Here is a 24100-nt window from a genome sequence, read left to right as displayed (position 1 = left end):
GCCGCCCGGCGGCGGGGTGCTCCCCCTCGGTGCGTAACGGCCCGACCTCGCGCCGTACCGGCCGGACCCTGGGCCGCACCGGCCGGTCCTTGGGCTGCACCGGCCGTGTCTCCGGCCCCGGCACCCGGGTCAGCGCGTTCCGGCCACCGCCCCCGCCAGCCGCCGGGACGCGAACTCCGTGCCGCACACGAAGCGCATCACGGGCCCGAAGGACGCCGCCGCCGGAAGCCCGGTGAAGTACAGGCCCGGGACCGACGAGCCGAAGCCCGCGTCCAGGCGGGGGCCGCCACCGCTCACGGCGATGCCGGTGCGCAGGCCCTGGCCGAGGAAGCCCATGGCCGCCAGGTCCACCCGGTAGCCGGTGGCGGCCAGCACGTGGTCGGCGGCCAGTTCGCCGGTCCGCCCGTCGGGGCCGCGCAGGGTCAGCACCGGGCGGCCGTCCTCGACGCGCGCCCGTACGACCTGCCGCCCGGCCGTCACCTGGACGCGCCCCACGAAACGCTCCCGCAGCCACCAGGCGCCCAGCGGTCCGAGCACCCGGCGCACCAGGTACCGGCGGGCGGGCGCGGGCAGATGGCGGAAACCGCCCGCGTAGTACGTGAACGCATACAGTGACCAGGCGTTGCCGAAGGGTGTTTCGGGGCGCAGCCGCGGCTGCCGGTCCGGTGGCGCGCCGAAGCCCACCGCGGTCCGCCCCCGGGCCACGACCCGGACGGACCGGGCACCGGACTCGGCGAGCAGCACCGCACTCTCCAGCGCCGACTGCCCGGCGCCGATCACGGCCACGTCCCGGCCCGCGAAGACCGACAGGTCGCGGTGCTGGGAGCTGTGCGAGACGGGCCCGGTGGCGGACGGCCCGTCCGGCACCGCGGCGGCCAGCTCACGCGGCAGCCGGGCGAAACCGGTCAATCCGGTGGCCACGACGACCGCCCGCGCGCGGAACTGTTCGCCGCTGTCCAGTTTCAGCTCGAATCCGCCGGCCCGCCGGTCGACCGAGACGACCCGTACCTGCTCCAGGTCGGGCACCAGCCGCTCCTGGAACCAGTCGCCGTACCGCACGAAGGTCTCGACGGGGATGATGTCCCAGTCGGACTCGTAACGCCGCTCGCCGACCGCGTCGCAGAAGTCCCGCAGCGTGTGCCCGGCCTGCGGGGTGTCGATGCTGGACGCCACCGGCGTCGACTTGAGCAGCATCCCGGCGGGCATGTGCTCCCGCCAGCTCACCATCGGGCGGCCGAAGACCCGTACGGGCACCCCCCGCGCGCGCAGGTGCGCCGCCGTCGACAAGCCGTACGGACCGGCTCCGATGACTGCTACCGGAGTGTTCACGTGCTTTCCCCTCCCCAGGGTGTTGCTGGTCCGGTGGCGCTGTTGCCGCCCCGGTACGCGCCGCTCCCCGCCGCCGCCCGCGCGCGTCTGCTCGCCCGCCGCAGCTCCAGCAGGTGCCGGGCCCCCGGCCCCACGAACCGGGCCAGCATCGTGAAGAACGGTGCGAGGTCGTCGGCGGCCAGCCACGCCAGCTCGGTACCGGTGGCGCGGTCCGGCGCGTGCGGCGTCGAGTAGCCGCTGCGGCGGTACGCGAGCATCGCCGGCAGGTCGATGTTCTCCACGATGAACCGCTGCCCCGCGCGCTGCTCCGCCTCCGGCACCTTCCGGCCGGTCAGGTCCAGGTGCTGCGCCCGTACGACGTCGATGCCCGCCTCGTTCTCGAAGAGGCGGAACTGGGCGCCCATCCGCGGGTTGAAGTCCAGCAGCTTGTAGGCGCCGTCCCGGCGGTCGTAACGCCAGTCCAGGTCGGCGATGCCGCTGAAACCGATCCGCTTGATGAACTGGGCCGTCATCTCGGCCAGTTCAGGGTTGTCGACGACGTAGGCGCAGGCCGTCATGCCCGCGTGCGGCGGCCAGGAGCGCACCTTGACGCCGGTGAACAGGGACAGCGCGGTGCTCTCCGCGTCGAAGTACGCGTGCACGATCCAGTCCTCGGCCTCCTCCCGCGGCAGGTACTCCTGGAGGATCACCCCCGGCCGCGGCCCCCAGTCGCGGGCCAGGCCCAGCAGCTGGTCCGGGCCCGGGATCCGGGTCGTACCGGACACCGCGGGGTGCCGGCGCCGCTGGAACGCCTCGCGGTTCTTCGCGACGACCGGGAAGCGCGCCTGCGCGGCGAAGCGCTCGATGTCCGCCGGCGATTCCGGGAAGACGGCCGCCGGGGACGGCACCCCGTGCTCGACGCAGAGTTCGTGCAGCCCCTGTTTGCTGGCCAGGCGGCGCGGCAGGCCCGCCGCCGGGCGGGGGAACAGGAACCGGTCGCCGAGGACGTCCGCGAATTCCCCTATCAGGACGGCGGCCTCTTCGTCGGTCGGTATCAGGACCGCGGGCCGGCCGATGCGCTTGCCGATCCTCAGCAGCACCTCGGCGAGCCGCTGCGGGTCCTCCCGCCCGGTGGTCGGCCAGACGCAGCGTCCGTGCAGGTAGCGGGAGGCGGCGGCGGGCGTGAACCGGTCCTCGGTGATCGCGTACATGGGCACGCCGAGGCGCCCCAGACTGCGGATCGCCCCCACCCCGCCATGGTGCAGCGGGTAATTGCCGATCTTCACGATGAGCCCCGGAACGGTGCGGTCCACCGCCGGGGATGTGCTGGTACGAGCCACCTGACCCCCCAACGCACGCGCCCCGCCCCGGCCGCGCCCCGCAAAGAAACTAGGGCCCGAACTGACCATTCCGGCACCGATTTTCAGGACATTGCGAACTCTTTAGCCGCCTTCGCCGTCACCCTCCGTACCGTTCCGTTTCGCTTTCCTTCCGCCGGCCCCGGCGCCCCTCATGTGCGGCGGCGCCGTCGCGGCCCCCGTTGTCCGGCCGGCCATCCCGTTGCGGGCCGTCGGGCCGTAATCTGATCGACGGGCCCGCCGGCCCGCGGCCACAGGTGACGACACGCGAGACGACCACGCGAGGAGCCGTACATGCCCGAGCAGCACCCGCTCGACCTGCCCGAGGACCACCCCTTCGGGCCGCACACCCTCCCCTACGGCGTCTTCAGCACGGCGGACGAGCCGGAGCGGCGCCGCATCGGCGTGCGCCACGGCGACCACGTACTGGACCTGAACGCGCTCGCCGCCACCTCCGGGTCGCCGCACGCCGACCTGCTCGCCGCACCGACCCTGAACCCGCTGCTCGCCGCCGGCCGTGAGATCTGGCAGGCCGTGCGGGCCGCCGTGCGCACGGCGGTCACCGACCCCGCGCACCGCAGCGCCACCGAGTCGCTGCTGCTCCCGCTGTCCGCGGTGACGCTGCATCTGCCGTTCGAGGTCGCCGACTACGTCGACTTCTACGCGAGCGAGCACCACGCCACCAACGTCGGCCGGATCTTCCGCCCGAACGCCGACGCGCTCACCCCCAACTGGAAGCATCTGCCGATCGGTTACCACGGACGGTCCGGCACGGTCGTCGTCTCCGGCACCCCGGTGGTCCGGCCCAGCGGCCAGCGCAAGGCGCCGGCCGACGCGGCGCCCGTCTTCGGCCCGTCCCGGCGGCTGGACATCGAAGCGGAGGTCGGCTTCGTCGTCGGCACCCCGTCCGCGCTCGGCGAGCCGGTCGGCCTGGACGGCTTCCGCGACCACGTCTTCGGTGTCTGCCTGGTCAACGACTGGTCGGCGCGCGACATCCAGGCGTGGGAGTACGTGCCGCTCGGCCCCTTCCTCGGCAAGTCCTTCGCGACCTCGGTGTCCGCCTGGATCACCCCGCTGGACGCGCTGGACCACGCCCGTACGGCGCCGCCCGCCCGGGACCTGCCCCTCCTCCCCTACTTGGACGATTCCGCCGCCGAGCCGGGCGGCATCGACCTGCGCATCCAGGTGGACATCAACGGCGAGACGGTCGCCCGCCCGCCGTTCTCCGCCATGTACTGGACGGCCGCCCAGCAGCTCACCCACATGACGGTCAACGGCGCCTCGCTGCGCACCGGCGACCTCTACGCCTCCGGCACGGTCTCCGGCCCGGAGCCGGACCAGCTCGGCTGCCTCCTCGAACTCACCCAGGGCAAGGGCCCGTTCCTGGAGGACGGCGACGAGGTCACCCTGACCGCCTGGGCGCCCGGCCCCGACGGCTCCCGCATCGGCCTGGGCGAAGTCACCGGACGTGTCCAGCCCGCACGGACCTCATGACCGCTGGCACGGGGGAGCACTCGTCCGCGGACCGGGGTCCCACGCTGCCCGAGCGGTTACTGCTCCTCGCCCTGGACCCGGAGCACGGCAAGCCGCTGAACGTCCCTTCCCACCTGCGGTACGGCCTGGCCGGCGGGGCCCTCGCCGAACTGGAGCGGGCCGGGCGGGTGGCGGAGGCGCACGGCGGCCGGATCACCCTGTGCAGCCCGCTGCCACTCGGTGATCCGGTGCTGGACAGCGCGCTGGCCGCGCTGCCCGCCCCCGGGAAGGGCCGTGACATCAAGGCCCGGCGCTGGCTGCAGAGCGCGGCGCGCGGCATCGACGAGGCGTGCCGGCAGCGGCTGGAGCAGCGTGGTGCGATCCGCCGGGAAACCCGGCGCGCGCTCGGCCTGTTCCGTTACGAGCGGCTGGCGGCCGGCCCGGTGGATCTCGCCGGGCCGGCCCGCGCACATTTCAAGGGCGCGCTGGCCACCGGCTTCGGGGACCCCGAGGACCGGATGCTGGGCGCCCTGGTCTCGGCCGTCCGCCTGGACCGGAAACTGGAGCTGGGGCGCGACCGCCGCTCCGTACGCCGCGATCTGAAGCTGCTGGCCCGCGAGCACTGGATCGCCCGCGCGGTGGCCTCCGCCGTCTTCCAGGACGAGGCGGCGAGCGCCGGAGGCGGGTGAGGTCCGGTGCGGGCGGTGGGTGAATCGTCCGGGCCGGCGTGCGGCCGACCGTGCGCGCCCGAAGAGCCCCGTGGCTGTGGACCGCGCGCCCCGCGACTCCCCGTTCGGCGCCCCGAAGGTCACGGCCCCGCGGCAACTTCGTAGCGACGTTGCCGCAATCCCTTCCGTCCCGCCCGTCACAGATCCGGGCCGTGTGCCGCGTTGCTAGCCTCGCGTCTCCCTGTCCCCCAACGGAGGAGTCGTACGTGCGCAAGGCAGCGCGGATCACCGGGACGGCCGTCATAGCCGCACTGCTGCTCAGCGGCTGCGGCGGCAGCAGTGGCGGCAGCGGCAAGGGCGACGCGGCGGACCGGCCGGGCAGGACACCGGCCGCCACCCCGTCGCAGACCGCCGACGGCGGGCCCACGGACGGCACCGGCAGCCTCGACGGCGCCTGGACGGCCAGGACCGGCGACTCGCACCTCACCCTGGTGATCTACCGGGGCACCGCCTCCATGGGCCTCGGCGCGGACACCGGGGCGGTCTGCCAGGGCAAGATCGAGCGGCTGGGCAGCACGGTCATCGCCCTGAAGTGCATGGGCGGCCACACCACCCGCACCCTGGGCACCGTCGAGCCGGGCGCCGACGGCAGGACGCTGACGGTGCGCTGGAAGGGCGGGCCGGCCGACCGGTTCACCAAGGCCGAGGGCAAGCTGAAGCTGCCCGGCACACCCAGTCTGCCCGCCGGCCCGCCGGGTTCCTGACGGCGGGTCAGCCCGGTCGGCCGTACCGAGGGCCGGGACCGGCGCGAACGGCCGAGGGCCGCTACGCCACCAGGGGTGTTTCCGGAGCGGCGTCGGATAAAGACGTCATACGCTGAGCCATATTCACTCCGAGTAGTTGCTCGACACCGACGACCACGAGGAGTCACGAGATGCGCCTGCGCACCTCCGTCGCCGCCGCCTTCGGAGCGGCCGTACTCGCCCTGACCACCCCCACCTCCGCCTACGCCGCCGACGGGGTCTTCTCCTACGGCTTCAACACCGGCGACAAGCTCGACCAGCGCGCGGCCCTGCTCGACCCGCCGGGCAAGGAGTGCATCACGCTCAAGCTGCCGGACGGTGCCGACTTCGCCTACGCGGCGCGCAACCTGACGAACGCCACCGTGACCCTCTTCGCCGACGACGACTGCAGCAGCGACGTGTACTTCGTCGTACCGCCCGGCAAGGCCGCTCCGAAGAGAGTCCTGGTCCGCTCGGTGATGTTCTCCCGCTGAGCCGGACCGCCCCGCGCCGATCCGCGCCTTTCGTACTCCGGCCGGCCCTCCTCGCACGTCGCTTTCGGCCGCGCCGGGTCTCCTTCGCTGAGCGGCACCACGGCCGCTGCCCGGCACCCGCAAGGGCACCGGGCAGCGGCCGTGGGCCGTCCGCGGACGGCCGCCCGCTCAGCGCACGAACACCCCCGCCTGACCCGCCAGGTCGAGGAAGTACTGCGGCGCCAGCCCCAGCACCAGGGTGACGGCGACGCCGACGCCGATCGCCGTCATCGTCAGCGGGCTGGGCACCGCCACCGTCGGGCCGTCCGGCTTCGGCTCGTTGAAGAACATCAGCACGATGACGCGGATGTAGAAGAACGCGGCGATCGCGGACGAGAGGACACCGACCACCACCAGCCAGCCCGCGCCGCTCTCCGCCGCCGCCTTGAACACCGCGAACTTCCCGGCGAAGCCCGAGGTCAGCGGGATGCCCGCGAAGGCGAGGAGGAAGACCGCGAAGACCGCCGCGGTCAGCGGCGAGCGCCGGCCGAGCCCGGCCCACTTCGACAGGTGCGTGGCCTCGCCGCCCGCGTCCCGGACCAGGGTGACCACCGCGAACGCGCCGAGCGTCACGAAGGAGTACGCCGCCAGGTAGAACAGGACGGAGGAGATGCCGTCCTTGCTGGTGGCGATCACACCGGCGAGGATGAACCCGGCGTGCGCGATGGAGCTGTACGCCAGCAGGCGCTTGATGTCGGTCTGGGTGATCGCGACGATCGCGCCGCCCAGCATCGTGACGATCGCGACGCCCCACATGACCGGCCGCCAGTCCCAGCGCAGCCCCGGCAGGACCACGTACAGCAGCCGCAGCAGCGCGCCGAACGCGGCGACCTTGGTGGCCGCCGCCATGAACCCGGTCACCGGCGTCGGCGCGCCCTGGTAGACGTCGGGCGTCCACATGTGGAACGGCACCGCGCCGACCTTGAAGAGCAGCCCCATCAGCACCAGCGCCGCGCCGATCAGCAGCAGGGCGTCGTTGCCCATCGTGTCGGCCAGCGCCGGGGTGATCTGCTTGGCGCCGTCGCTGACGACCTCGGCGATACCGGCGTACGTGACCGTGCCGGCGTACCCGTACAGCAGCGCGATGCCGAACAGCAGGAACGCCGAGGAGAACGCGCCGAGCAGGAAGTACTTCACCGCGGATTCCTGGGAGAGCAGCCGCTGGCGGCGGGCCAGCGCGCACAGGATGTACAGCGGGAGGGAGAAGACCTCCAGCGCGACGAAGAGGGTCAGCAGGTCGTTGGCGGCGGGGAAGACCAGCATCCCGCCGACCGCGAACAGCGCCAGCGGGAACACCTCGGTCGTGGTGAACCCGGCCTTGACCGCGGCCTGTTCGGCGTCGCCGCCGGGCACCGCGGCGGCCTGCGCCGCGAAGGAGTCCACCTTCCGGCCGTGCGCGGCCGGGTCGAGCCGGCGCTCGGCGAAGGTGAACGTGGCGACCAGCGCGACCAGCAGGATCGTGCCCTGGAGGAAGAGCGCCGGGCCGTCCACGGCGATGGCGCCCATCGCCGCGATCTTCGCCTTGGTGCTGCCGAAGCCGCCCGCCGCCAGCCCCACGACGGCCGCGAACCCGGCGGCCAGCGCGAGCACGGACAGCAGCAGCTGGGCGTGGTAGCGGCTGCGCCGCGGCAAAAACGCTTCCAGTACGACACCGACGACCGCGGCGCCCAGCACGATCAGGGCCGGTGCCAGCTGGGCGTACTCGATCTTCGGCGCCGGAATCCTGGCCGGTGCCTCGGCCGCCATGGTCCACAGGCTGTGGACGCTCGCCACGGAACTCACTTCGCGGCCTCCGCATCTGCCGTCACGGGTACGTCGGGGCGGGGATCGTGCTGGTCGACGACGGACAGGGTGTGGTCCACCGCCGGGTTGACGAGGTCCGTCAGCGGCTTCGGGTAGACGCCGAGGAACAGCAGCAGCGCGATCAGCGGGGCGACCACGGCCAGCTCCCGCGCCTTGAGGTCGGGCATCGTCCGCACCTCGGCCTTCACCGGGCCGGTCATCGTCCGCTGGTAGAGGACCAGGACGTACAGCGCGGCGAGCACGATGCCGACGGTGGCCACGATGCCCACGACCGGGTAGCGGCTGAACGTGCCGACCAGGACGAGGAATTCGCTGACGAAGGGGGCCAGGCCCGGCAGCGACAGCGTCGCCAGGCCGCCGACCAGGAACGTCCCGGCCAGCACCGGCGCGACCTTCTGCACCCCGCCGTAGTCGGAGATCAGCCGGGAGCCGCGCCGCGAGATCAGGAACCCGGCGACCAGCATCAGCGCCGCCGTCGAGATGCCGTGGTTGACCATGTACAGCGTCGCGCCGCCCTGGCCCTGGCTCGTCATCGCGAAGATGCCCATGATGATGAAGCCGAAGTGCGAGATGGAGGCGTACGCGATCAGGCGCTTGATGTCGCGCTGGCCGACCGCGACCAGCGCCCCGTACAGGATGCTGATCAGCGCGAGGACGAGGACGACCGGGGTGGCCCAGCTGCTGGCCTCCGGGAAGAGCTGGAGGCAGAAGCGGAGCATCGCGAAGGTGCCGACCTTGTCGACCACCGCTGTGATCAGTACGGCGACCGGCGCGGTGGACTCGCCCATCGCGCCCGGCAGCCAGGTGTGCAGCGGCCACAGCGGCGCCTTCACCGCGAAGGCGAAGAAGAAGCCGAGGAACAGCAGCCGTTCGGTGCCGGTGCCCAGGGCCAGCTTGCCGTCCGCGCGCGCCTGGACGATCTCGGTGAGGGAGAACGTGCCGCTGCCGAGCTGGTCGGCGGTGGCCGCGTACAGCCCGATCACCGCGGCGAGCATGATCAGGCCGCCGGCGAGGTTGTAGAGCAGGAACTTCACGGCGGCCTGCGAGCGCAGCGTCGCGCTGTGCTCCTCACCGCCGGTCCCCGCACGGTCCCCGAAGCCGCCGATGAGGAAGTACATCGGGATGAGCATGGCTTCGAAGAAGATGTAGAAGAGGAACACGTCGGTGGCCTCGAACGAGATGACCACCATCGCCTCGACGGCGAGCACCAGCGCGAAGAAGCCCTGGGTGGGGCGCCAGCGCTGGTGGGAGGTGCCCGCGGCGGAGCCGCTGTCGGACACCGTCTCCAGGGCATCCGCGTCGTGCCAGCCCGCCAGGATCACGAACGGGACCAGCAGCGCGGTCAGCGCGATCAGCGCCACCGCGATGCCGTCCACGCCCAGCTCGTAGCGGACACCGAAGTCCTTGATCCAGGCGTGTGACTCGGTGAGCTGGAACGGGCCCTCGGCGCCCGGGGCGAAGCGGACCGCGACCACCGCGGCGAGCACCAGGGTGGCCAGCGAGAACAGCAGCGCCAGCCACTTGGCGACGGTGCGCCGGGCGGCGGGCACCGCGGCGGTGGCGATCGCGCCGAGCGCGGGGACCGCCGCGGTGGCCGTCAGAAGGGGAAAGGACATGGCTCAGACACCCCTCATCAGCAGGGTCGCGGCGATCAGCACGGCCGCACCGCCCAACATCTGTACCGCGTACGAGCGGGCGAAGCCGTTCTGCGCCTGGCGCAGCCGGCCGGAGAGGCCGCCCATCGAGGCGGCCGTGCCCCGGACCGCGCCGTCCACGACGGAGTGGTCCAGCTGCACCAGGGCGCGGGTCAGCTCGCCACCGCCGCGCACCAGGACAGCGTGGTTGAAGTCGTCCTGGAGCAGGTCGCGGCGGGCCGCCCGGGTCAGCAGCGAACCGCGCGGCGCGACGGCCGGCACCGGCTTGCGGCCGTACTGGAGGTAGGCGAGGGCGACGCCGAGGAGCATCACCACGATCGTGGCCGCGGTGATCGCCCCGGCACCGATCGGCGGGTGCCCGTGGTCGAAGGAGGTGACCGGCTCCAGCCAGGTCACGAACGCCTCGTTGACGCTGAACAGCCCGCCCGCGAACACCGATCCGACGGCCAGCAGGATCATCGGGATCGTCATGGACTTCGGCGACTCGTGCGGGTGCGGCGGGGTGTACTCGCCCCGGGTCTCGGCCGCGGGCTCCACCGACGGCTCGGCGGGCGACGGGGTCGGTGCCTTGCGCCAGCGCTCCTCGCCGAAGAACGTCATCAGCATCACCCGCGTCATGTAGAACGCGGTGATCGCGGCGCCCAGCAGGGCCGCGCCGCCCAGGATCCAGCCCTCGGTGCCGCCCTTGGCGAAGGCCGCCTCGATGATCTTGTCCTTGGAGAAGAAGCCGGACAGTCCGGGGAAGCCGATGATGGCCAGATAGCCGAGGCCGAAGGTGATGAACGTGACGGGCATGTACCTGCGCAGGCCGCCGTAGCGGCGCATGTCCACCTCGTCGTTCATCCCGTGCATCACCGAACCGGCGCCGAGGAAGAGGCCGGCCTTGAAGAAGCCGTGGGTGACCAGGTGCATGATCGCGAAGGCGTAGCCGACCGGGCCCAGACCGGCGGCCAGGATCATGTAGCCGATCTGCGACATCGTGGAGCCCGCAAGGGCCTTCTTGATGTCGTCCTTCGCGCAACCGACGATCGCACCGAACAGCAGCGTCACCGCGCCGACCACCACGACGGCGGTCTGTGCGTCCGGCGCGCCGTTGAAGATCGCCCCGGAGCGGGTGATCAGGTAGACGCCGGCGGTCACCATCGTCGCCGCGTGGATCAGGGCCGAGACCGGCGTCGGGCCCTCCATCGCGTCGCCGAGCCACGATTGCAGCGGGACCTGTGCCGACTTGCCGCAGGCGGCGAGCAGCAGCATCAGCCCGATGGCGGTGAGCTTGCCCTCGGACGTCTCGCCCGCCGCGCCCAGCACCGGCCCGAACGCGAACGTCCCGAACGTGGTGAACATCAGCATGATCGCGATGGACAGGCCCATGTCACCGACGCGGTTGACCAGGAACGCCTTCTTGGCCGCCGTCGCCGCGCTGGGCTTGTGCTGCCAGAAGCCGATGAGGAGGTACGAGGCCAGGCCCACGCCCTCCCAGCCGACGTACAGCAGCAGGTAGTTGTCGGCGAGGACGAGCAGCAGCATGGCCGCGAGGAACAGGTTCAGGTAGCCGAAGAAGCGGCGGCGCCGCTCGTCGTGCTCCATGTAGCCGATCGAGTAGATGTGGATCAGCGATCCGACACCGGTGATCAGCAGGACGAACGTCATGGACAGCTGGTCCAGCTGGAAGGCCACGTCGGCCCGGAAGCCGCCCACCGGAATCCAGCTGAACAGGTGCTGGTGCAGTGTGCGGTGCTCGGCGTCGCGGCCCAGCAGCTCCGTGAACAGCGGTACGGCCAGGGCGAAGGACGCCAGCGCGAGCAGCGTGCCGATCCAGTGGCCCGCCCGGTCCAGTCTCCGGCCGCCGCACAGCAGCAGGGCCGCGCCGGCCAGGGGGGCCGCGACGAGCAGGGCGATCAGGTTCTCCACGTTTACGACCCCTTACAGCTTCATCAGGCTGGCGTCGTCGACCGAGGCCGTGTGGCGGGTGCGGAAGATGGACACGATGATCGCCAGACCCACCACGACCTCGGCCGCGGCGACGACCATCGTGAAGAACGCGATGATCTGGCCGTCCAGATTTCCGTGCATCCGCGAGAAGGTCACGAAGGCGAGGTTGCAGGCGTTCAGCATCAGTTCGATGCACATGAACACCACGATGGCGTTCCGCCTGATCAGCACCCCGGCCGCGCCGATGGTGAACAACAGGGCGGCGAGGTAGAGGTAGTTGACCGGGTTCATCGCTTCGCCTCCTCGCTGCGGCCCAGCCACTCTTCGGAGCGCTGCTCCAGCGCCTTCAGCTCGGCCAGCGACTCACCGGAGACGTCCCGGATCTGGCCGCGTCCGCGCAGCGTCGGGTTGACGGTCAGCTCGGACGGGGTGCCGTCGGGGAGCAGACCGGGGATGTCCACCGCGTTGTGGCGGGCGTAGACACCCGGCGCGGGGAGCGGCGGGATGTGCTTGCCTTCCCTGATGCGCTGCTCGGACTGCTCGCGCTGGGTCCTGGCGCGCTCCGTACGCTCCCGGTGCGTCAGGACCATCGCACCGACCGCCGCGGTGATCAGCAGCGCGCCGGTGACCTCGAAGGCAAAGACGTACTTGGTGAAGATCAGCGCCGCCAGGCCCTGCACGTTGCCACCGGCGTTGGCCTCGCCGAGGCCGTTGAAGTGCCGCAGCGACGCGTTGCCGATGCCGGCGATGAGCAGGATGCCGAAGCCCAGGCCGCAGGCGGCGGCCAGCCAGCGCTGGCCCTTGAGCGTCTCCTTGAGGGAGTCGGCCGCGGTGACGCCGACCAGCATGACGACGAAGAGGAACAGCATCATGATCGCGCCGGTGTAGACGACGATCTGCACGATGCCCAGGAAGTACGCGCCGTTGGCGAGGTAGAACACGGCCAGGATGATCATGGTGCCGGCGAGCGAGAGGGCGCTGTGCACGGCCCGCTTCATCAGGATCGTGCTCAGCGCGCCGAGCACCGCCACCGTGCCGAGGATCCAGAACTGCACCGCTTCGCCGGTGGACGCCGCGGCGGCCAGAGAGGTCGTCGTCACTGCGTCACCTCCCGGGCGGCGGGCTCGTCCGGCCCGAAGGTGGACGCGGCCTCCTGGGGTGCCGCGGTGTCCGCGCCGCCTTCGCCCGCGGCCGTCTCCCCCTTGGACACGGCGACCTGCCGCACCGTGCCCGGCGCGGCCTCGGTCACCAGGCCCCGGTAGTAGTCCTTCTCGGTCATCCCCGGGTAGATCGCGTGCGGGGTGTCGACCATCGTGTCCTCCAGCCCCGCGAGCAGCTCCTCCTTGGTGTAGATGAGCGATTCGCGGGTCCGGTCGGCGAGTTCGTACTCGTTGGTCATGGCCAGCGCGCGGGTGGGGCACGCCTCGACGCACAGGCCGCACAGGATGCAGCGCAGGTAGTTGATCTGGTAGACGCGGCCGTAGCGCTCGCCGGGGCTGTAGCGCTCCTCGTCGGTGTTGTCGGCGCCCTCGACGTAGATCGCGTCGGCCGGGCAGGCCCAGGCGCACAGCTCGCAGCCGACGCACTTCTCCAGCCCGTCCGGATGCCGGTTGAGCTGGTGGCGGCCGTGGAAGCGCGGCGCCGTCGGTTTCTTCTCCTCCGGATACTGCTCGGTCAGCCGCTTCTTGAACATGGCCTTGAAGGTCACGCCGAAGCCGGCCACCGGGTTCTGGAAGTCAGGCACCGTCGCCCCCCTTTCCGTCCGTCTCGGTTCGGTCACTGACAGTGTCCACCCCGCCACTGACAATCAGCTCCCGGTCCCCACGCGGTCGCCGTCGTGGCACGGGTGGCAGGGTCTGTCCGGGCAGCGGCGGCACGGGGAAGCCGCCCGCCATCGGGTCGAAGGCCGGCTCCTGCTCCGGTTCCTCCTTCTCGCCCCGCCGGAAGAAGTCCGCGACGAGCGAGACCAGCAGGACGGCGACGGCCGCGCCGCCCACGTACATCACGATCCGCTGGAAGTCGTAGCCCTCGTTCTTCAGGGCCCGTACGGTCGCGACCAGCATCAGCCACACCATCGAGACCGGGATGAGGACCTTCCAGCCCAGCTTCATGAACTGGTCGTAGCGCACGCGCGGCAGTGTGCCGCGCAGCCAGATGAAGAAGAACAGCAGCAGCTGCACCTTGATGACGAACCACAGCAGCGGCCACCAGCCGTGGTTGGCGCCTTCCCAGAAGGTGCTGACCGGGTACGGGGCCCGCCAGCCGCCCAGGAAGAGCGTCACCGCGACCGCCGAGACGGTCACCATGTTGATGTACTCGGCGAGCATGAACATCGCGAACTTGATCGACGAGTACTCGGTGTTGAAGCCGCCGACCAGGTCGCCCTCGGACTCCGGCATGTCGAACGGCGCGCGGTTGGTCTCGCCCACCATGGCGACGATGTAGATGATGAAGGAGACCGGCAGCAGCAGGACGTACCACTTGTCCTGCTGGGACTCCACGATCGCCGAGGTCGACATCGACCCCGAGTAGAGGAAGACCGCCGCGAAGGACAGGCCCATCGCGATCTCGTAGGACACCATCTGCGCGCACGAGCGCAGCCCGCCGAGCAGCGGGTACGTCGAGCCGGAGGACCAGCCCGCCAGCACGATGCCGTAGATGCCGACGGAGGCGGTGGCGAGGATGTACAGCACGCCGATCGGCAGGTCGGTCAGCTGCATCGTCGTACGGTGGCCGAAGACCGAGATCTCGTTGCCGGCCGGGCCGAACGGAATCACCGCGACGGCCATGAAGGCCGGTACGGCCGCCACGACCGGCGCGAGCACGTACACCGCCTTGTCGGCCCGCTTGACGACCAGGTCCTCCTTGAGCATCAGCTTGATGCCGTCCGCGAGGGACTGGAGCATGCCCCAGGGGCCGTGCCGGTTCGGGCCGATGCGCAGCTGCATCCACGCGACGACCTTGCGTTCCCAGACGATGGAGAACAGCACGGTCAGCATGAGGAACGCGAAGCAGAAGACCGCCTTGAGCGCGATCAGCCACCACGGGTCCCGGCCGAACATCGACAGGTCTTCCTGGGCCAGCGTGCTGCCGGTCAGGGCCAGCTGCCGCATCACGCGTCCACCTCCTTGACCGGGCCGGACGCCGTACCGGAAGCGCCGGGGACGTCCGGATCGGCGGCCCCGGTCACCGCCGCGATCTTCACCGGCTCACCGGGCCGCGCGCCCGTGTCGGCGGTGACCCCGCCGCCCGCCGAGTTCAGCGGCAGCCACACCACCCGGTCGGGCATCGGTGTGACCTCCAGGGGCAGCCGCACGGTCCCGCGGGGTCCGGTGACCGCCAGCAGGCCGCCGTCCGCGACCCCGGTCTCCTCGGCGGTGGCCGCCGACATCCGGGCCACGGCCGCGTGCCGCGTACCGGCCAGCGCCTCGTCGCCCTCCTGCATCCGCCCCTGGTCGAGCAGCAGTTTGTGGCCCGCCAGCACGGCCTCGCCGGGCTCCGGCCGGGGCAGCGCGCGCCCCGGCTCCACCGGGTCCGCCGCGTACGGGCCGCTCCACGGGCCCAGCGCGGTCAGCTCCCTGCGCGCGGCCCGTACGTCGGGCAGCGCCAGGTGGACGTCCATCGCGTCGGCGAGCATGTGCAGCACCCGGGCGTCCGGCAGCAGGTGCCGGCGCGTCATCTGGTCGGGTTTGAGCGCGGCCTCGAACGGCCGGGCCCGGCCCTCCCAGTTGAGGAAGGTGCCGGACTTCTCCGCGACCGCCGCGACCGGGAGGACGACGTCCGCCCGCTCCGTGACGGCCGACGGCCGCTGTTCCAGGCTCACCAGGAAGCCCACCGAGTCCAGCGCCTCCAGGGCCCGCGCCGGGTCCGGCAGGTCCGCCGGGTCGACGCCCGCCACCAGCAGCGCGCTCAGCTCCCCGCCGGCGGCCGCCGCCACGATCTGGCCGGTGTCCCGGCCGTAGCGCTGCGGCAGGTCGGAGACGCCCCACGCGGCGGCGACCTCCTCACGGGCGCGCGGGTCGGTCGCCGGGCGCCCGCCCGGCAGCAGTCCCGGCAGCGCGCCCGCCTCCAGAGCGCCGCGCTCGCCCGCCCGCCGCGGGACCCACACGAGCCGGGCGCCGGTCGCGGTGGCGGCCCGGACCGCCGCCGTCAGCGCGCCCGGCACCGCCGCCAGCCGCTCACCGACGACGATCACCGAGCCCGCGCCGCGCAGCGCCTCGGCGGCGGTCCGGCCCGCGCCCTCCAGGCCGGCGCTCCCCCCGGCTCCGCCCGGGGCGACCCCGCCCGCCAGCGCGTCCAGCCACTCCGTCTCCGTGCCGGGCGCGGCGGGCAGCAGCGTTCCGCCTGCCTTGATCAGCCCGCGCGTGGCGTAGGAAGCGAGCCCGAAGGTGCGCTGCCCGCGCTTGCGGTGCGCCTTGCGCAGCCGCAGGAAGAGGCCGGGCGCCTCCTCCTCCGCCTCGATCCCGGCGAGCAGGACGGCCGGTGCCTTCTCCAGCTCGGTGTACGTGACCGAGGGGCCGCCCTCCAGGTCGCGCCCCCGCCCGGCGATCCGCGCGGCCAGGAAGTCGGCCTCCTCCGTGCTGTGCGCGCGGGCCCGGAAGTCGATGTCGTTGGTGTCCAGCGCGACCCGCGCGAACTTGGCGTAGGCGTACGCGTCCTCGACGGTCAGCCGGCCGCCGGTCAGCACGCCGGTACGCCCCTTGGCGGCGCCCAGCCCGCGCGCCGCCGCTTCCAGGGCCTCCGGCCAGCTCGCCGTGACCAGTTCGCCGGTCTCCGCGTCCCGCACCATCGGGTGCACCAGCCGGTCGCGCTGCTGCGCGTACCGGAACGCGAAGCGCCCCTTGTCGCAGATCCACTCCTCGTTGACCTCGGGGTCCTCGGCGGCCAGCCGCCGCATGACCTTGCCGCGCCGGTGGTCCGTACGGGTCGCGCAGCCGCCCGCGCAGTGCTCGCAGACGCCGGGCGAGGAGACCAGGTCGAAGGGCCGCGACCGGAACCGGTACGCGGCCGAGGTGAGCGCGCCGACCGGGCAGATCTGGATGGTGTTGCCGGAGAAGTACGACTCGAACGGGTCGCCCTCGCCCGTGCCCACCTGCTGGAGCGCGCCCCGCTCGATCAGCTCGATCATCGGGTCGCCCGCGATCTGGTTGGAGAAGCGGGTGCAGCGCGCGCACAGTACGCACCGTTCGCGGTCCAGCAGCACCTGCTTCGAGATCGGCACCGGCTTGGCGAACGTGCGCTTCCTGCCCTCGAAGCGGGTGTCGGCCTGCCCGGCGGACATGGCCTGGTTCTGCAGCGGGCACTCGCCGCCCTTGTCGCAGACCGGGCAGTCCAGCGGGTGGTTGATCAGCAGCAGTTCCATCACGCCGCGCTGCGCCTTCTCCGCGACGGGCGAGGTCAGCTGCGACTTGACCACCATGCCGTCGGTGCAGGTGATGGTGCAGGAGGCCATCGGCTTGCGCTGCCCCTCCACCTCCACGATGCACTGGCGGCAGGCGCCGGCCGGGTCGAGCAGCGGGTGGTCGCAGAAGCGCGGGATCTCGATGCCGAGGAGTTCGGCGGCCCGGATGACCAGCGTCCCCTTGGGGACGGAGATCTCGATGCCGTCGATCGTCAGCGTGACGAGGTCTTCGGGCGGTACGGCCGCCGCACCGCCCCCCGAGGCCGCGGCGGAGCCGCTGTCGGACCCCGTGGTCGTGACGGTCATGCGTTCACCCCCAGGTGAGCGTTGGTGTCGGCCCAGGCGGTCGACCTGGCGGGGTCGAAGGGGCAGCCCTTGCCGGTGACGTGCTGCTCGTACTCCGCGCGGAAGTACTTCAGCGAGGAGAAGATCGGGGACGCGGCGCCGTCGCCGAGCGCGCAGAAGGACTTGCCGTTGATGTTGTCGGCGATGTCGCCCAGCTTGTCGAGGTCGCTCATGCGGCCCCGGCCGGCCTCGATGTCGCGCAGCAGCTGGACGAGCCAGTAGGTGCCTTCGCGGCAGGGCGTGCACTTGCCGCAGGACTCGTGCGCGTAGAACTCGGTCCACCGGGTCACGGCCCGTACGACGCAGGTGGTCTCGTCGAAGCACTGGAGCGCCTTGGTGCCGAGCATCGAGCCCGCCGCCCCGACGTTCTCGTAGTCGAGCGGCACGTCCAGGTGTTCTTCGGTGAACATCGGCGTGGAGGAGCCGCCGGGCGTCCAGAACTTCAGCCGGTGGCCGGGCCGCATGCCGCCGCTCATGTCGAGCAGCTGGCGCAGCGTGATGCCCAGCGGGCCCTCGTACTGGCCGGGGTTGGCGACGTGGCCGCTGAGCGAGTACAGCGTGAAGCCCGGGGACTTTTCGCTGCCCATCGACCGGAACCACTCCTTGCCCTTGTTCATGATGGCGGGAACCGACGCGATGGACTCGACGTTGTTGACGACAGTGGGGCAGGCGTACAGGCCCGCCACCGCCGGGAAGGGAGGACGCAGCCGGGGCTGTCCGCGACGGCCCTCCAGGGAGTCCAGCAGCGCGGTCTCCTCGCCGCAGATGTACGCGCCCGCGCCCGCGTGCACGACGACATCCAGGTCCAGGCCCGAGCCGAGGATGTCGCGGCCGAGATAGCCCGCGTCGTACGCCTCCCGGACGGCCTCGTGCAACCGCCGCAGCACGGGCACGACTTCACCGCGCAGGTAGATGAAGGCGTGGTTCGAGCGGATCGCGTGACACGCGATGACGATGCCCTCGATCAGGGAGTGCGGATTGGCGAAGAGCAGCGGGATGTCCTTGCAGGTGCCCGGCTCGGACTCGTCGGCGTTGACGACGAGGTAGTGCGGCTTGCCGTCGCCCTGCGGGATGAACTGCCACTTCATCCCGGTGGGGAAGCCGGCTCCGCCGCGCCCGCGCAGTCCGGCGTCCTTGACGTAGGCGATCACGTCGTCCGGCGGCATGGCGAGGGCCTTGCGCATGCCCTCGTAACCCTCGTGGCGCAGGTAGGTGTCCAGCGTCCAGGACCCGGGCTGGTCCCAGAAGGCGGACAGCACGGGCGCCAGCAGCTTCTCCGGGTTGGCCTTGCTGACCTCGGCGGCCACGGTCATCACTCCCCCTCCTCGGCGGTCGGTCCGGCTGGATGCCGGGGGTCGGAGGCCGAGGTCTCGCGGGGCGCGTCGTGCGAGCTGGGATGGGTGGCCGGTGCCTCGCCCGGTGCCCGTCCCGCGGACTCGCCCTCGCCCTCGGCGGGCACCGCGCCCCGCTGCGGTACGACATGGTCGGCGGAGCCCGCGCCCGGCACGGCCTCGCCCTTGGCCAGCCGCAGCCCGACCAGCGAGGCGGGCCCGGCCCCGCCGGTGGCCTCCACCGCGCCCGGCCGCCGGTCCGGGAACCCGGCGAGGATGCGGGCCGTCTCCTTGTACGTGCACAGCGGCGCGCCGCGGGTCGGCTCGACGGTCCGGCCCGCCCGCAGGTCGTCCACCAGCCGTTTGGCGCTCTCCGGCGTCTGGTTGTCGAAGAACTCCCAGTTGACCATCACGACCGGCGCGAAGTCGCAGGCCGCGTTGCACTCGATGTGCTCCAGCGTGACCTTGCCGTCCTCGGTCGTCCCGCCGTTGGCGACGCCCAGGTGCTCCTGGAGCGTCTCGAAGATCGCGTCGCCGCCCATCACCGCGCACAGGGTGTTGGTGCACACCCCCACCTGGTAGTCCCCGCCGGGCCCGCGCCGGTACATGGAGTAGAAGGTGGCGACCGCGGTGACCTCCGCCGTCGTCAGGTCCAGCAGCTCGGCGCAGAAGCGGATGCCGGTCCGGGTGACGTGCCCCTCCTCCGCCTGGACGAGGTGGAGCAGCGGCAGCAGCGCGGAGCGCGGGCCGGGGTAGCGGGCGATCACCTCCTTGGCGTCCGCTTCGAGCCGGGCCCTCGCCTCGGCCGGGTAGTCGGGGGCGGGGAGCTGCGGCATCCCCAAGCTGACGTCTGTCACCGGTCGACGCCTCCCATCACGGGGTCGATGGACGCGACGGCGACGATGACGTCGGCGACCTGGCCGCCCTCGCACATCGCCGCCATGGCCTGGAGGTTGGTGAAGGACGGGTCGCGGAAGTGCACCCGGTAGGGGCGGGTCCCGCCGTCGCTGACGGCGTGCACGCCCAGCTCGCCCTTGGGGGACTCCACGGCCGCGTACGCCTGGCCGGGCGGCACCCGGAAGCCCTCCGTCACCAGCTTGAAGTGGTGGATCAGGGCCTCCATCGAGGTCCCCATGATCTTCTTGATGTGGTCGAGGGAGTTGCCCAGTCCGTCCGGGCCCATCGCCAGCTGGGCGGGCCAGGCGATCTTCTTGTCGCCGACCATCACCGGCCCCGGCGCGAGCCGGTCCAGGCACTGCTCGACGATGCGCAGCGACTGGCGCATCTCCTCCAGGCGGATCAGGAAGCGTCCGTAGGCGTCGCAGGTGTCGGCGGTCGGCACGTCGAAGTCGTAGTGCTCGTATCCGCAGTACGGCTGGGTCTTGCGCAGGTCGTGCGGGAGCCCGGCGGAGCGCAGCACCGGGCCGGTGGCGCCGGTGGCCAGGCAGCCGGCCAGGTCCAGGTAGCCGATGTCCTGCATGCGGCCCTTGAAGACCGGGTTGCCGGTGGCGAGCTTGTCGTACTCGGCCAGGTTCTTGCGCATCTTCTTCACGAATTCGCGCACCTGGTCGACCGCGCCCGGCGGCAGGTCCTGGGCGAGTCCGCCGGGCCGGATGTACGCGTGGTTCATCCGCAGCCCGGTGATCAGCTCGTAGATATCCAGGATCAGTTCCCGGTCCCGGAACCCGTAGATCATGATCGTGGTGGCGCCCAGCTCCATGCCGCCGGTGGCGATGGCCACCAGGTGGGAGGAGAGCCGGTTCAGCTCCATGAGCAGTACCCGGATGACGCTCGCCCGGTCCGGCACGTCGTCGGTGATGCCCAGCAGCTTCTCCACGGCCAGGCAGTACGCCGTCTCGTTGAAGAACGGCGTCAGGTAGTCCATCCGGGTGACGAACGTGGTGCCCTGCGTCCAGGTGCGGTATTCGAGGTTCTTCTCGATGCCCGTGTGCAGGTAGCCGATGCCGCAGCGGGCCTCGGTGACGGTCTCGCCGTCGATCTCCAGGATCAGCCGCAGCACACCGTGGGTGGAGGGGTGCTGGGGGCCCATGTTGACGACGATCCGCTCGTCGTCCGTACGGGCCGCGGCGGCCGCGATCTCGTCCCAGTCGCCGCCGGTGACCGTGTAGACGGTGCCCTCGGTGGTCTCCCGAGGGGTCGCATGGCTGGTGGACATCAGGTGTACGACCTCCGCTGGTCGGGAGCCGGGATCTGGGCGCCCTTGTACTCGACGGGGATGCCGCCGAGCGGGTAGTCCTTGCGCTGCGGGAAGCCCTGCCAGTCGTCCGGCATCATGATCCGGGTGAGCGCCGGGTGACCGTCGAAGACCAGCCCGAAGAAGTCGTACGTCTCGCGCTCGTGCCAGTCGTTGGTCGGGTAGACGCCGACGAGGGACGGCACGTGCGGGTCGGCGTCCGGCGCGGTCACCTCCAGGCGGATCAGCCGGTTGTGGGTGATCGAGCGCAGGTGGTAGACGGCGTGCAGCTCGCGGCCCTTGTCGCCGGGGAAGTGCACCCCGCTGACGCCGGTGCACAGCTCGAAGCGGAGCGCCGGGTCGTCGCGGAGGGTCTTCGCCACCGTCGGCAGGTACCGGCGCTCGATGTGGAAGGTCAGCTCGCCGCGGTCCACGACCGTCTTCTCGATGGCGTTCCCGGGGACCAGCCCCTGCTCGTCCAGCGCCCCTTCGAGCTCGTCCGCGACCTCGTCGAACCAGCCGCCGTACGGCCGCGGGGTGGCGCCCGGCATCCGTACGGACCGTACGAGCCCGCCGTACCCGGAGGTGTCGCCGCCGCCGGTGGCGCCGAACATGCCGCGCCGGGTGTCGATGACCTCGCCGTGGTCGCCGCGCTGGCCGGGCAGGTTCTGCGCGTTCAGGTCCTGGTCGGGGTTGACCCCGTCGGGCCCCTTGGCCCCACCGGTTCCGTTGACACCGCCAGTGCCGTTGGCGTCACCGTTCCCGTTGGTCCCCTTGGTGCCGTCGCTCACCGCAGCAGCCCCTTCATCTCGATCGTCGGGAGCGCCTTGAGCGCCGCTTCCTCCGCCTCGCGGGCCGCCTGCCGCTGGTTGACCCCGAGCTTGGAGTCCTGGATCTTCCGGTGCAGCTTGAGGATGGCGTCCATCAGCATTTCGGGACGCGGCGGGCAGCCGGGCAGGTAGATGTCCACCGGGACGATGTGGTCGACGCCCTGGACGATCGCGTAGTTGTTGAACATCCCGCCCGACGAGGCGCACACGCCCATGGAGATGACCCATTTCGGGTTCGGCATCTGGTCGTAGACCTGCCGCAGCACGGGCGCCATCTTCTGGCTCACCCGGCCGGCCACGATCATCAGGTCCGCCTGGCGCGGCGAGCCGCGGAAGACCTCCATGCCGAAGCGGGCGAGGTCGTAGCGGCCGGCGCCGGTGGTCATCATCTCGATGGCGCAGCAGGCGAGGCCGAAGGTGGCGGGGAAGACCGATGACTTGCGCACCCAGCCCGCGGCCTGTTCGACGGTGGAAAGCAGAAAGCCGCTCGGCAGCTTTTCTTCAAGTCCCATTGATGGCCCCTAGTCCCATTCCAGGCCGCCCCGACGCCATACGTAGGCGTAGGCGACGAAGACGGTGAGCGCGAAGAGGAGCATCTCCACGAGCCCGAAAAGCCCGAGCGCGTCGAAGGTGACGGCCCAGGGGTAGAGGAAGACGATCTCGATGTCGAAAATGATGAAGAGCATCGCCGTCAGGTAGTACTTGATCGGAAATCGACCGCCGCCGGCCGGCTGCGGCGTCGGCTCGATTCCGCATTCGTACGCCTCTAGCTTCGCCCGGTTGTAGCGCTTGGGTCCGACGAGCGTGGCCATCACGACAGAGAAGATCGCAAAGCCTGCCCCGAGGGCTCCCAGCACGAGGATGGGCGCGTAAGCGTTCACCGTCCTCGCTCCCTTCAGTCGACGATGACTGGATGGCGGTCCGCCCGGTCCCGCGCGCCGCCCCACGAAGATCGCGCCTATGTGAGGCAGTTCACAAGCCCGAGCCGCCTGCATCTTATGCCCGCGGGTCTGTGATCTGCGACACGGGGTGCGACAACGCCTTTGTGATCTCCACCACCTGACGGCCGGTCATCCTGTCGGATCAGCGTCGATCTTCGTACGGGAAGCGCGCGGATGATCACTGGAGGTGACATCCGGCGACGTCACACCTGGTCAGAGCGGGGGTGCCTCTATCAAAAGGTAGAGCGTGCAAGCAAATTGGCGCTGGGCGCCGTCAACTGCTAGCGCACCGCGGGCCACAGGAGCGGGCGGCCGCACCGGTTGCACCGTGACCACGCCGAGACCGTCGTGACCATCCCGTGATCATCGGTACGTGCCCGCGTTCACGAGCACACCCGCCCCAGGGACATCACGGGTGCATAACGGACACTCACGAGTGACCTATCCCACGCGGCTTGCCGTCTTGAACGCTTGACCTTCGGGAAGCCTTGGCGTGGCGGATCAGTAGGTGATAAGCGCCCCTGGGGCGCCCATCGGCCCGTAAATGCCATGCGCAGGAACATGATCACGAAATCCGGGCAGGTCGCCGCCCGGCCCGCGACCGGCGATTAGTCCCTTTTATTCACCGTGTACGCGTCAAGTGTGGTGCACACCACCTTTGTTGGCAGCAACCTGTGGCTCCTGATAGCCGTGGTGCCATGTCCCCGAACGCAGCCATACCCAGCCACCGGAAGCCCCGCCGTTCCGCGTCCTCGCGGGCGCTGCGCGCGGGAGTCACCGGTGGCATCATCACCCTGGCGGTGACCGGCGCGAGCATGCCGGCCGGCGCCGCGGAGAAGCCCGTCTCCGAAACCCAGGAAATGCCGACCATCACCTCGGCACTGGCCACCAGCCTCGCCAAGAGCGCGGACACGGCACAGCAGATGGCGCTCGACTACGAGCGTCAGGCCGCACAGGACACCGCCATCACCGAGGCCACCGAGGCCGCCGCGAAGGCGAAGGCCGAGGCCGAGCGCAAGGCCGAGGCCGAGAAGAAGGCCGAAGAGGCCCGCAAGGCCAAGGAGAAGGCCGAGCAGGAGCGCGCCTCCCGCTCCTCCGAGCGCACCTCGCTGCGCAGCCTCTCCGCCCCGTCCGCCGACTCCCCCGTCTCCGGCGCCTCGACGGGCAGCACCGCGTCCCTGATCGGCTTCCTGCGCGCGCAGATCGGCAAGTCCTACGTGCTCGGCGCCTCCGGCCCGTCCGCGTACGACTGCTCCAGCCTGGTCCAGGCCGCGTACCGGACGATCGGCATCGACCTGCCGCGCACCTCGCAGCCGCAGTCCACCGCCGGGCCCCAGGTCGGTCTGGGCAGCCTCCAGGTCGGGGACATCCTCTACTGGGGCAGCGCGGGCAGCGCGTACCACGTCGCCGTCTACGTCGGTAACGGCAACTTCATCGGTGCCCAGAACTCCAGCACCGGCATCGTGGAGAAGCCGCTGAGCTACAGCCAGCCGACCGGCGCGGTCCGCGTCCTGTAGGACGCCCCCCACGCACGGCCGAGGGCCGC

At 71.4% G+C, this 24100-nt stretch carries 21 protein-coding genes; 5 read left to right on the top strand and 16 right to left on the bottom strand.

From position 1 onward, the window contains the following. Nucleotides 1-129: 129 nt before the first annotated feature. Nucleotides 130-1329, bottom strand: a complete 1200-nt coding sequence (locus tag ACH4FX_RS00560) for an FAD-dependent oxidoreductase (RefSeq protein WP_398474011.1) — start codon at nt 1327-1329, stop codon at nt 130-132. Next, complete coding sequence (locus ACH4FX_RS00555; protein ID WP_398474010.1) at nt 1326-2621, bottom strand: ATP-grasp domain-containing protein; 1296 nt, start codon at nt 2619-2621, stop codon at nt 1326-1328. Before ACH4FX_RS00555 ends, ACH4FX_RS00560 begins: the two co-directional genes overlap by 4 nt. 339 nt (nt 2622-2960) lie before the next feature. Between ACH4FX_RS00555 and fahA the strand changes: the two genes are divergently transcribed. From fahA to ACH4FX_RS00535, 4 genes are all read left to right on the top strand, one after another. Beyond that, nucleotides 2961-4160 (top strand): fumarylacetoacetase, encoded by a 1200-nt coding sequence (fahA, locus tag ACH4FX_RS00550; protein ID WP_398474009.1) that lies wholly within the window; start codon nt 2961-2963, stop codon nt 4158-4160. Next, nucleotides 4157-4828: a GPP34 family phosphoprotein gene (locus ACH4FX_RS00545; RefSeq protein ID WP_398474008.1), complete on the top strand. Its 672-nt coding sequence runs from the start codon at nt 4157-4159 to the stop codon at nt 4826-4828. The genes fahA and ACH4FX_RS00545 overlap by 4 nt, the downstream gene beginning before the upstream one ends. 245 nt (nt 4829-5073) lie before the next feature. After that, nucleotides 5074-5571, top strand: a complete 498-nt coding sequence (locus ACH4FX_RS00540) for a hypothetical protein (protein WP_398474007.1) — start codon at nt 5074-5076, stop codon at nt 5569-5571. A 170-nt stretch (nt 5572-5741) separates the two neighbouring features. Beyond that, entirely contained in the window at nt 5742-6083 is a 342-nt protein-coding gene (locus ACH4FX_RS00535; protein ID WP_398474006.1) for a hypothetical protein, read from the top strand. A gap of 168 nt (nt 6084-6251) precedes the next feature. Here ACH4FX_RS00535 and nuoN read toward each other — a convergent pair whose 3' ends face one another. The 14 genes from nuoN to ACH4FX_RS00465 all read right to left on the bottom strand — a co-directional run bounded on the left by nuoN (nt 6252) and on the right by ACH4FX_RS00465 (nt 22494). Beyond that, nucleotides 6252-7868, bottom strand: a complete 1617-nt coding sequence (gene nuoN, locus ACH4FX_RS00530; protein WP_398474572.1) for an NADH-quinone oxidoreductase subunit NuoN — start codon at nt 7866-7868, stop codon at nt 6252-6254. A gap of 32 nt (nt 7869-7900) precedes the next feature. Next, on the bottom strand, nt 7901-9541 hold the full coding sequence (locus ACH4FX_RS00525) for an NADH-quinone oxidoreductase subunit M (protein ID WP_398474005.1): 1641 nt from the start codon (nt 9539-9541) through the stop codon (nt 7901-7903). 3 nt (nt 9542-9544) lie between these two features. After that, nucleotides 9545-11491: an NADH-quinone oxidoreductase subunit L gene (gene nuoL, locus ACH4FX_RS00520; RefSeq protein WP_398474004.1), complete on the bottom strand. Its 1947-nt coding sequence runs from the start codon at nt 11489-11491 to the stop codon at nt 9545-9547. Nucleotides 11492-11503: 12 nt separating this feature from the next. Then, entirely contained in the window at nt 11504-11803 is a 300-nt protein-coding gene (nuoK, locus tag ACH4FX_RS00515; RefSeq protein WP_006604821.1) for an NADH-quinone oxidoreductase subunit NuoK, read from the bottom strand. Then, nucleotides 11800-12612 carry an NADH-quinone oxidoreductase subunit J gene (locus ACH4FX_RS00510; protein ID WP_398474003.1) on the bottom strand — a complete coding sequence of 271 codons (813 nt, stop codon included), beginning with the start codon at nt 12610-12612 and terminating at the stop codon, nt 11800-11802. Before ACH4FX_RS00510 ends, nuoK begins: the two co-directional genes overlap by 4 nt. Beyond that, on the bottom strand, nt 12609-13256 hold the full coding sequence (gene nuoI, locus ACH4FX_RS00505) for an NADH-quinone oxidoreductase subunit NuoI (protein ID WP_398474002.1): 648 nt from the start codon (nt 13254-13256) through the stop codon (nt 12609-12611). Before nuoI ends, ACH4FX_RS00510 begins: the two co-directional genes overlap by 4 nt. Then, entirely contained in the window at nt 13249-14625 is a 1377-nt protein-coding gene (gene nuoH, locus ACH4FX_RS00500; RefSeq protein WP_398474570.1) for an NADH-quinone oxidoreductase subunit NuoH, read from the bottom strand. The genes nuoI and nuoH overlap by 8 nt, the downstream gene beginning before the upstream one ends. Continuing rightward, complete coding sequence (locus ACH4FX_RS00495; protein ID WP_398474001.1) at nt 14625-17219, bottom strand: NADH-quinone oxidoreductase subunit G; 2595 nt, start codon at nt 17217-17219, stop codon at nt 14625-14627. Before ACH4FX_RS00495 ends, nuoH begins: the two co-directional genes overlap by 1 nt. Further along, the gene (gene nuoF / locus ACH4FX_RS00490) at nt 17216-18571 is read right to left on the bottom strand and encodes an NADH-quinone oxidoreductase subunit NuoF (RefSeq protein WP_398474000.1); all 1356 of its coding nucleotides are present in this window, start codon (nt 18569-18571) and stop codon (nt 17216-17218) included. Before nuoF ends, ACH4FX_RS00495 begins: the two co-directional genes overlap by 4 nt. Beyond that, the gene (gene nuoE, locus ACH4FX_RS00485; protein ID WP_398473999.1) at nt 18571-19446 is read right to left on the bottom strand and encodes an NADH-quinone oxidoreductase subunit NuoE; all 876 of its coding nucleotides are present in this window, start codon (nt 19444-19446) and stop codon (nt 18571-18573) included. Before nuoE ends, nuoF begins: the two co-directional genes overlap by 1 nt. Next, entirely contained in the window at nt 19443-20765 is a 1323-nt protein-coding gene (locus ACH4FX_RS00480) for an NADH-quinone oxidoreductase subunit D (protein ID WP_398473998.1), read from the bottom strand. Before ACH4FX_RS00480 ends, nuoE begins: the two co-directional genes overlap by 4 nt. Next, nucleotides 20765-21463, bottom strand: coding sequence for an NADH-quinone oxidoreductase subunit C (locus tag ACH4FX_RS00475; protein WP_398474568.1), 699 nt, complete (start codon nt 21461-21463; stop codon nt 20765-20767). Before ACH4FX_RS00475 ends, ACH4FX_RS00480 begins: the two co-directional genes overlap by 1 nt. 107 nt (nt 21464-21570) lie before the next feature. Next, the gene (locus ACH4FX_RS00470) at nt 21571-22125 is read right to left on the bottom strand and encodes a NuoB/complex I 20 kDa subunit family protein (protein ID WP_398473997.1); all 555 of its coding nucleotides are present in this window, start codon (nt 22123-22125) and stop codon (nt 21571-21573) included. Between the two features lie 9 nt (nt 22126-22134). Continuing rightward, entirely contained in the window at nt 22135-22494 is a 360-nt protein-coding gene (locus ACH4FX_RS00465; RefSeq protein WP_030022241.1) for an NADH-quinone oxidoreductase subunit A, read from the bottom strand. 758 nt (nt 22495-23252) lie between these two features. On the opposite strand from ACH4FX_RS00465, the gene ACH4FX_RS00460 reads away from it, so the two are divergent. Beyond that, nucleotides 23253-24071: a C40 family peptidase gene (locus ACH4FX_RS00460; protein WP_398473996.1), complete on the top strand. Its 819-nt coding sequence runs from the start codon at nt 23253-23255 to the stop codon at nt 24069-24071. The last annotated feature ends 29 nt before the right edge of the window (nt 24072-24100 follow it).

It is taken from the genome of Streptomyces sp. NPDC018019, assembly GCF_044327805.1.
Lineage (GTDB): Bacteria > Actinomycetota > Actinomycetes > Streptomycetales > Streptomycetaceae > Streptomyces.
Note: the sequence above shows the minus strand (reverse complement) of the source record. Positions and strands in the feature narration are given on the sequence as shown.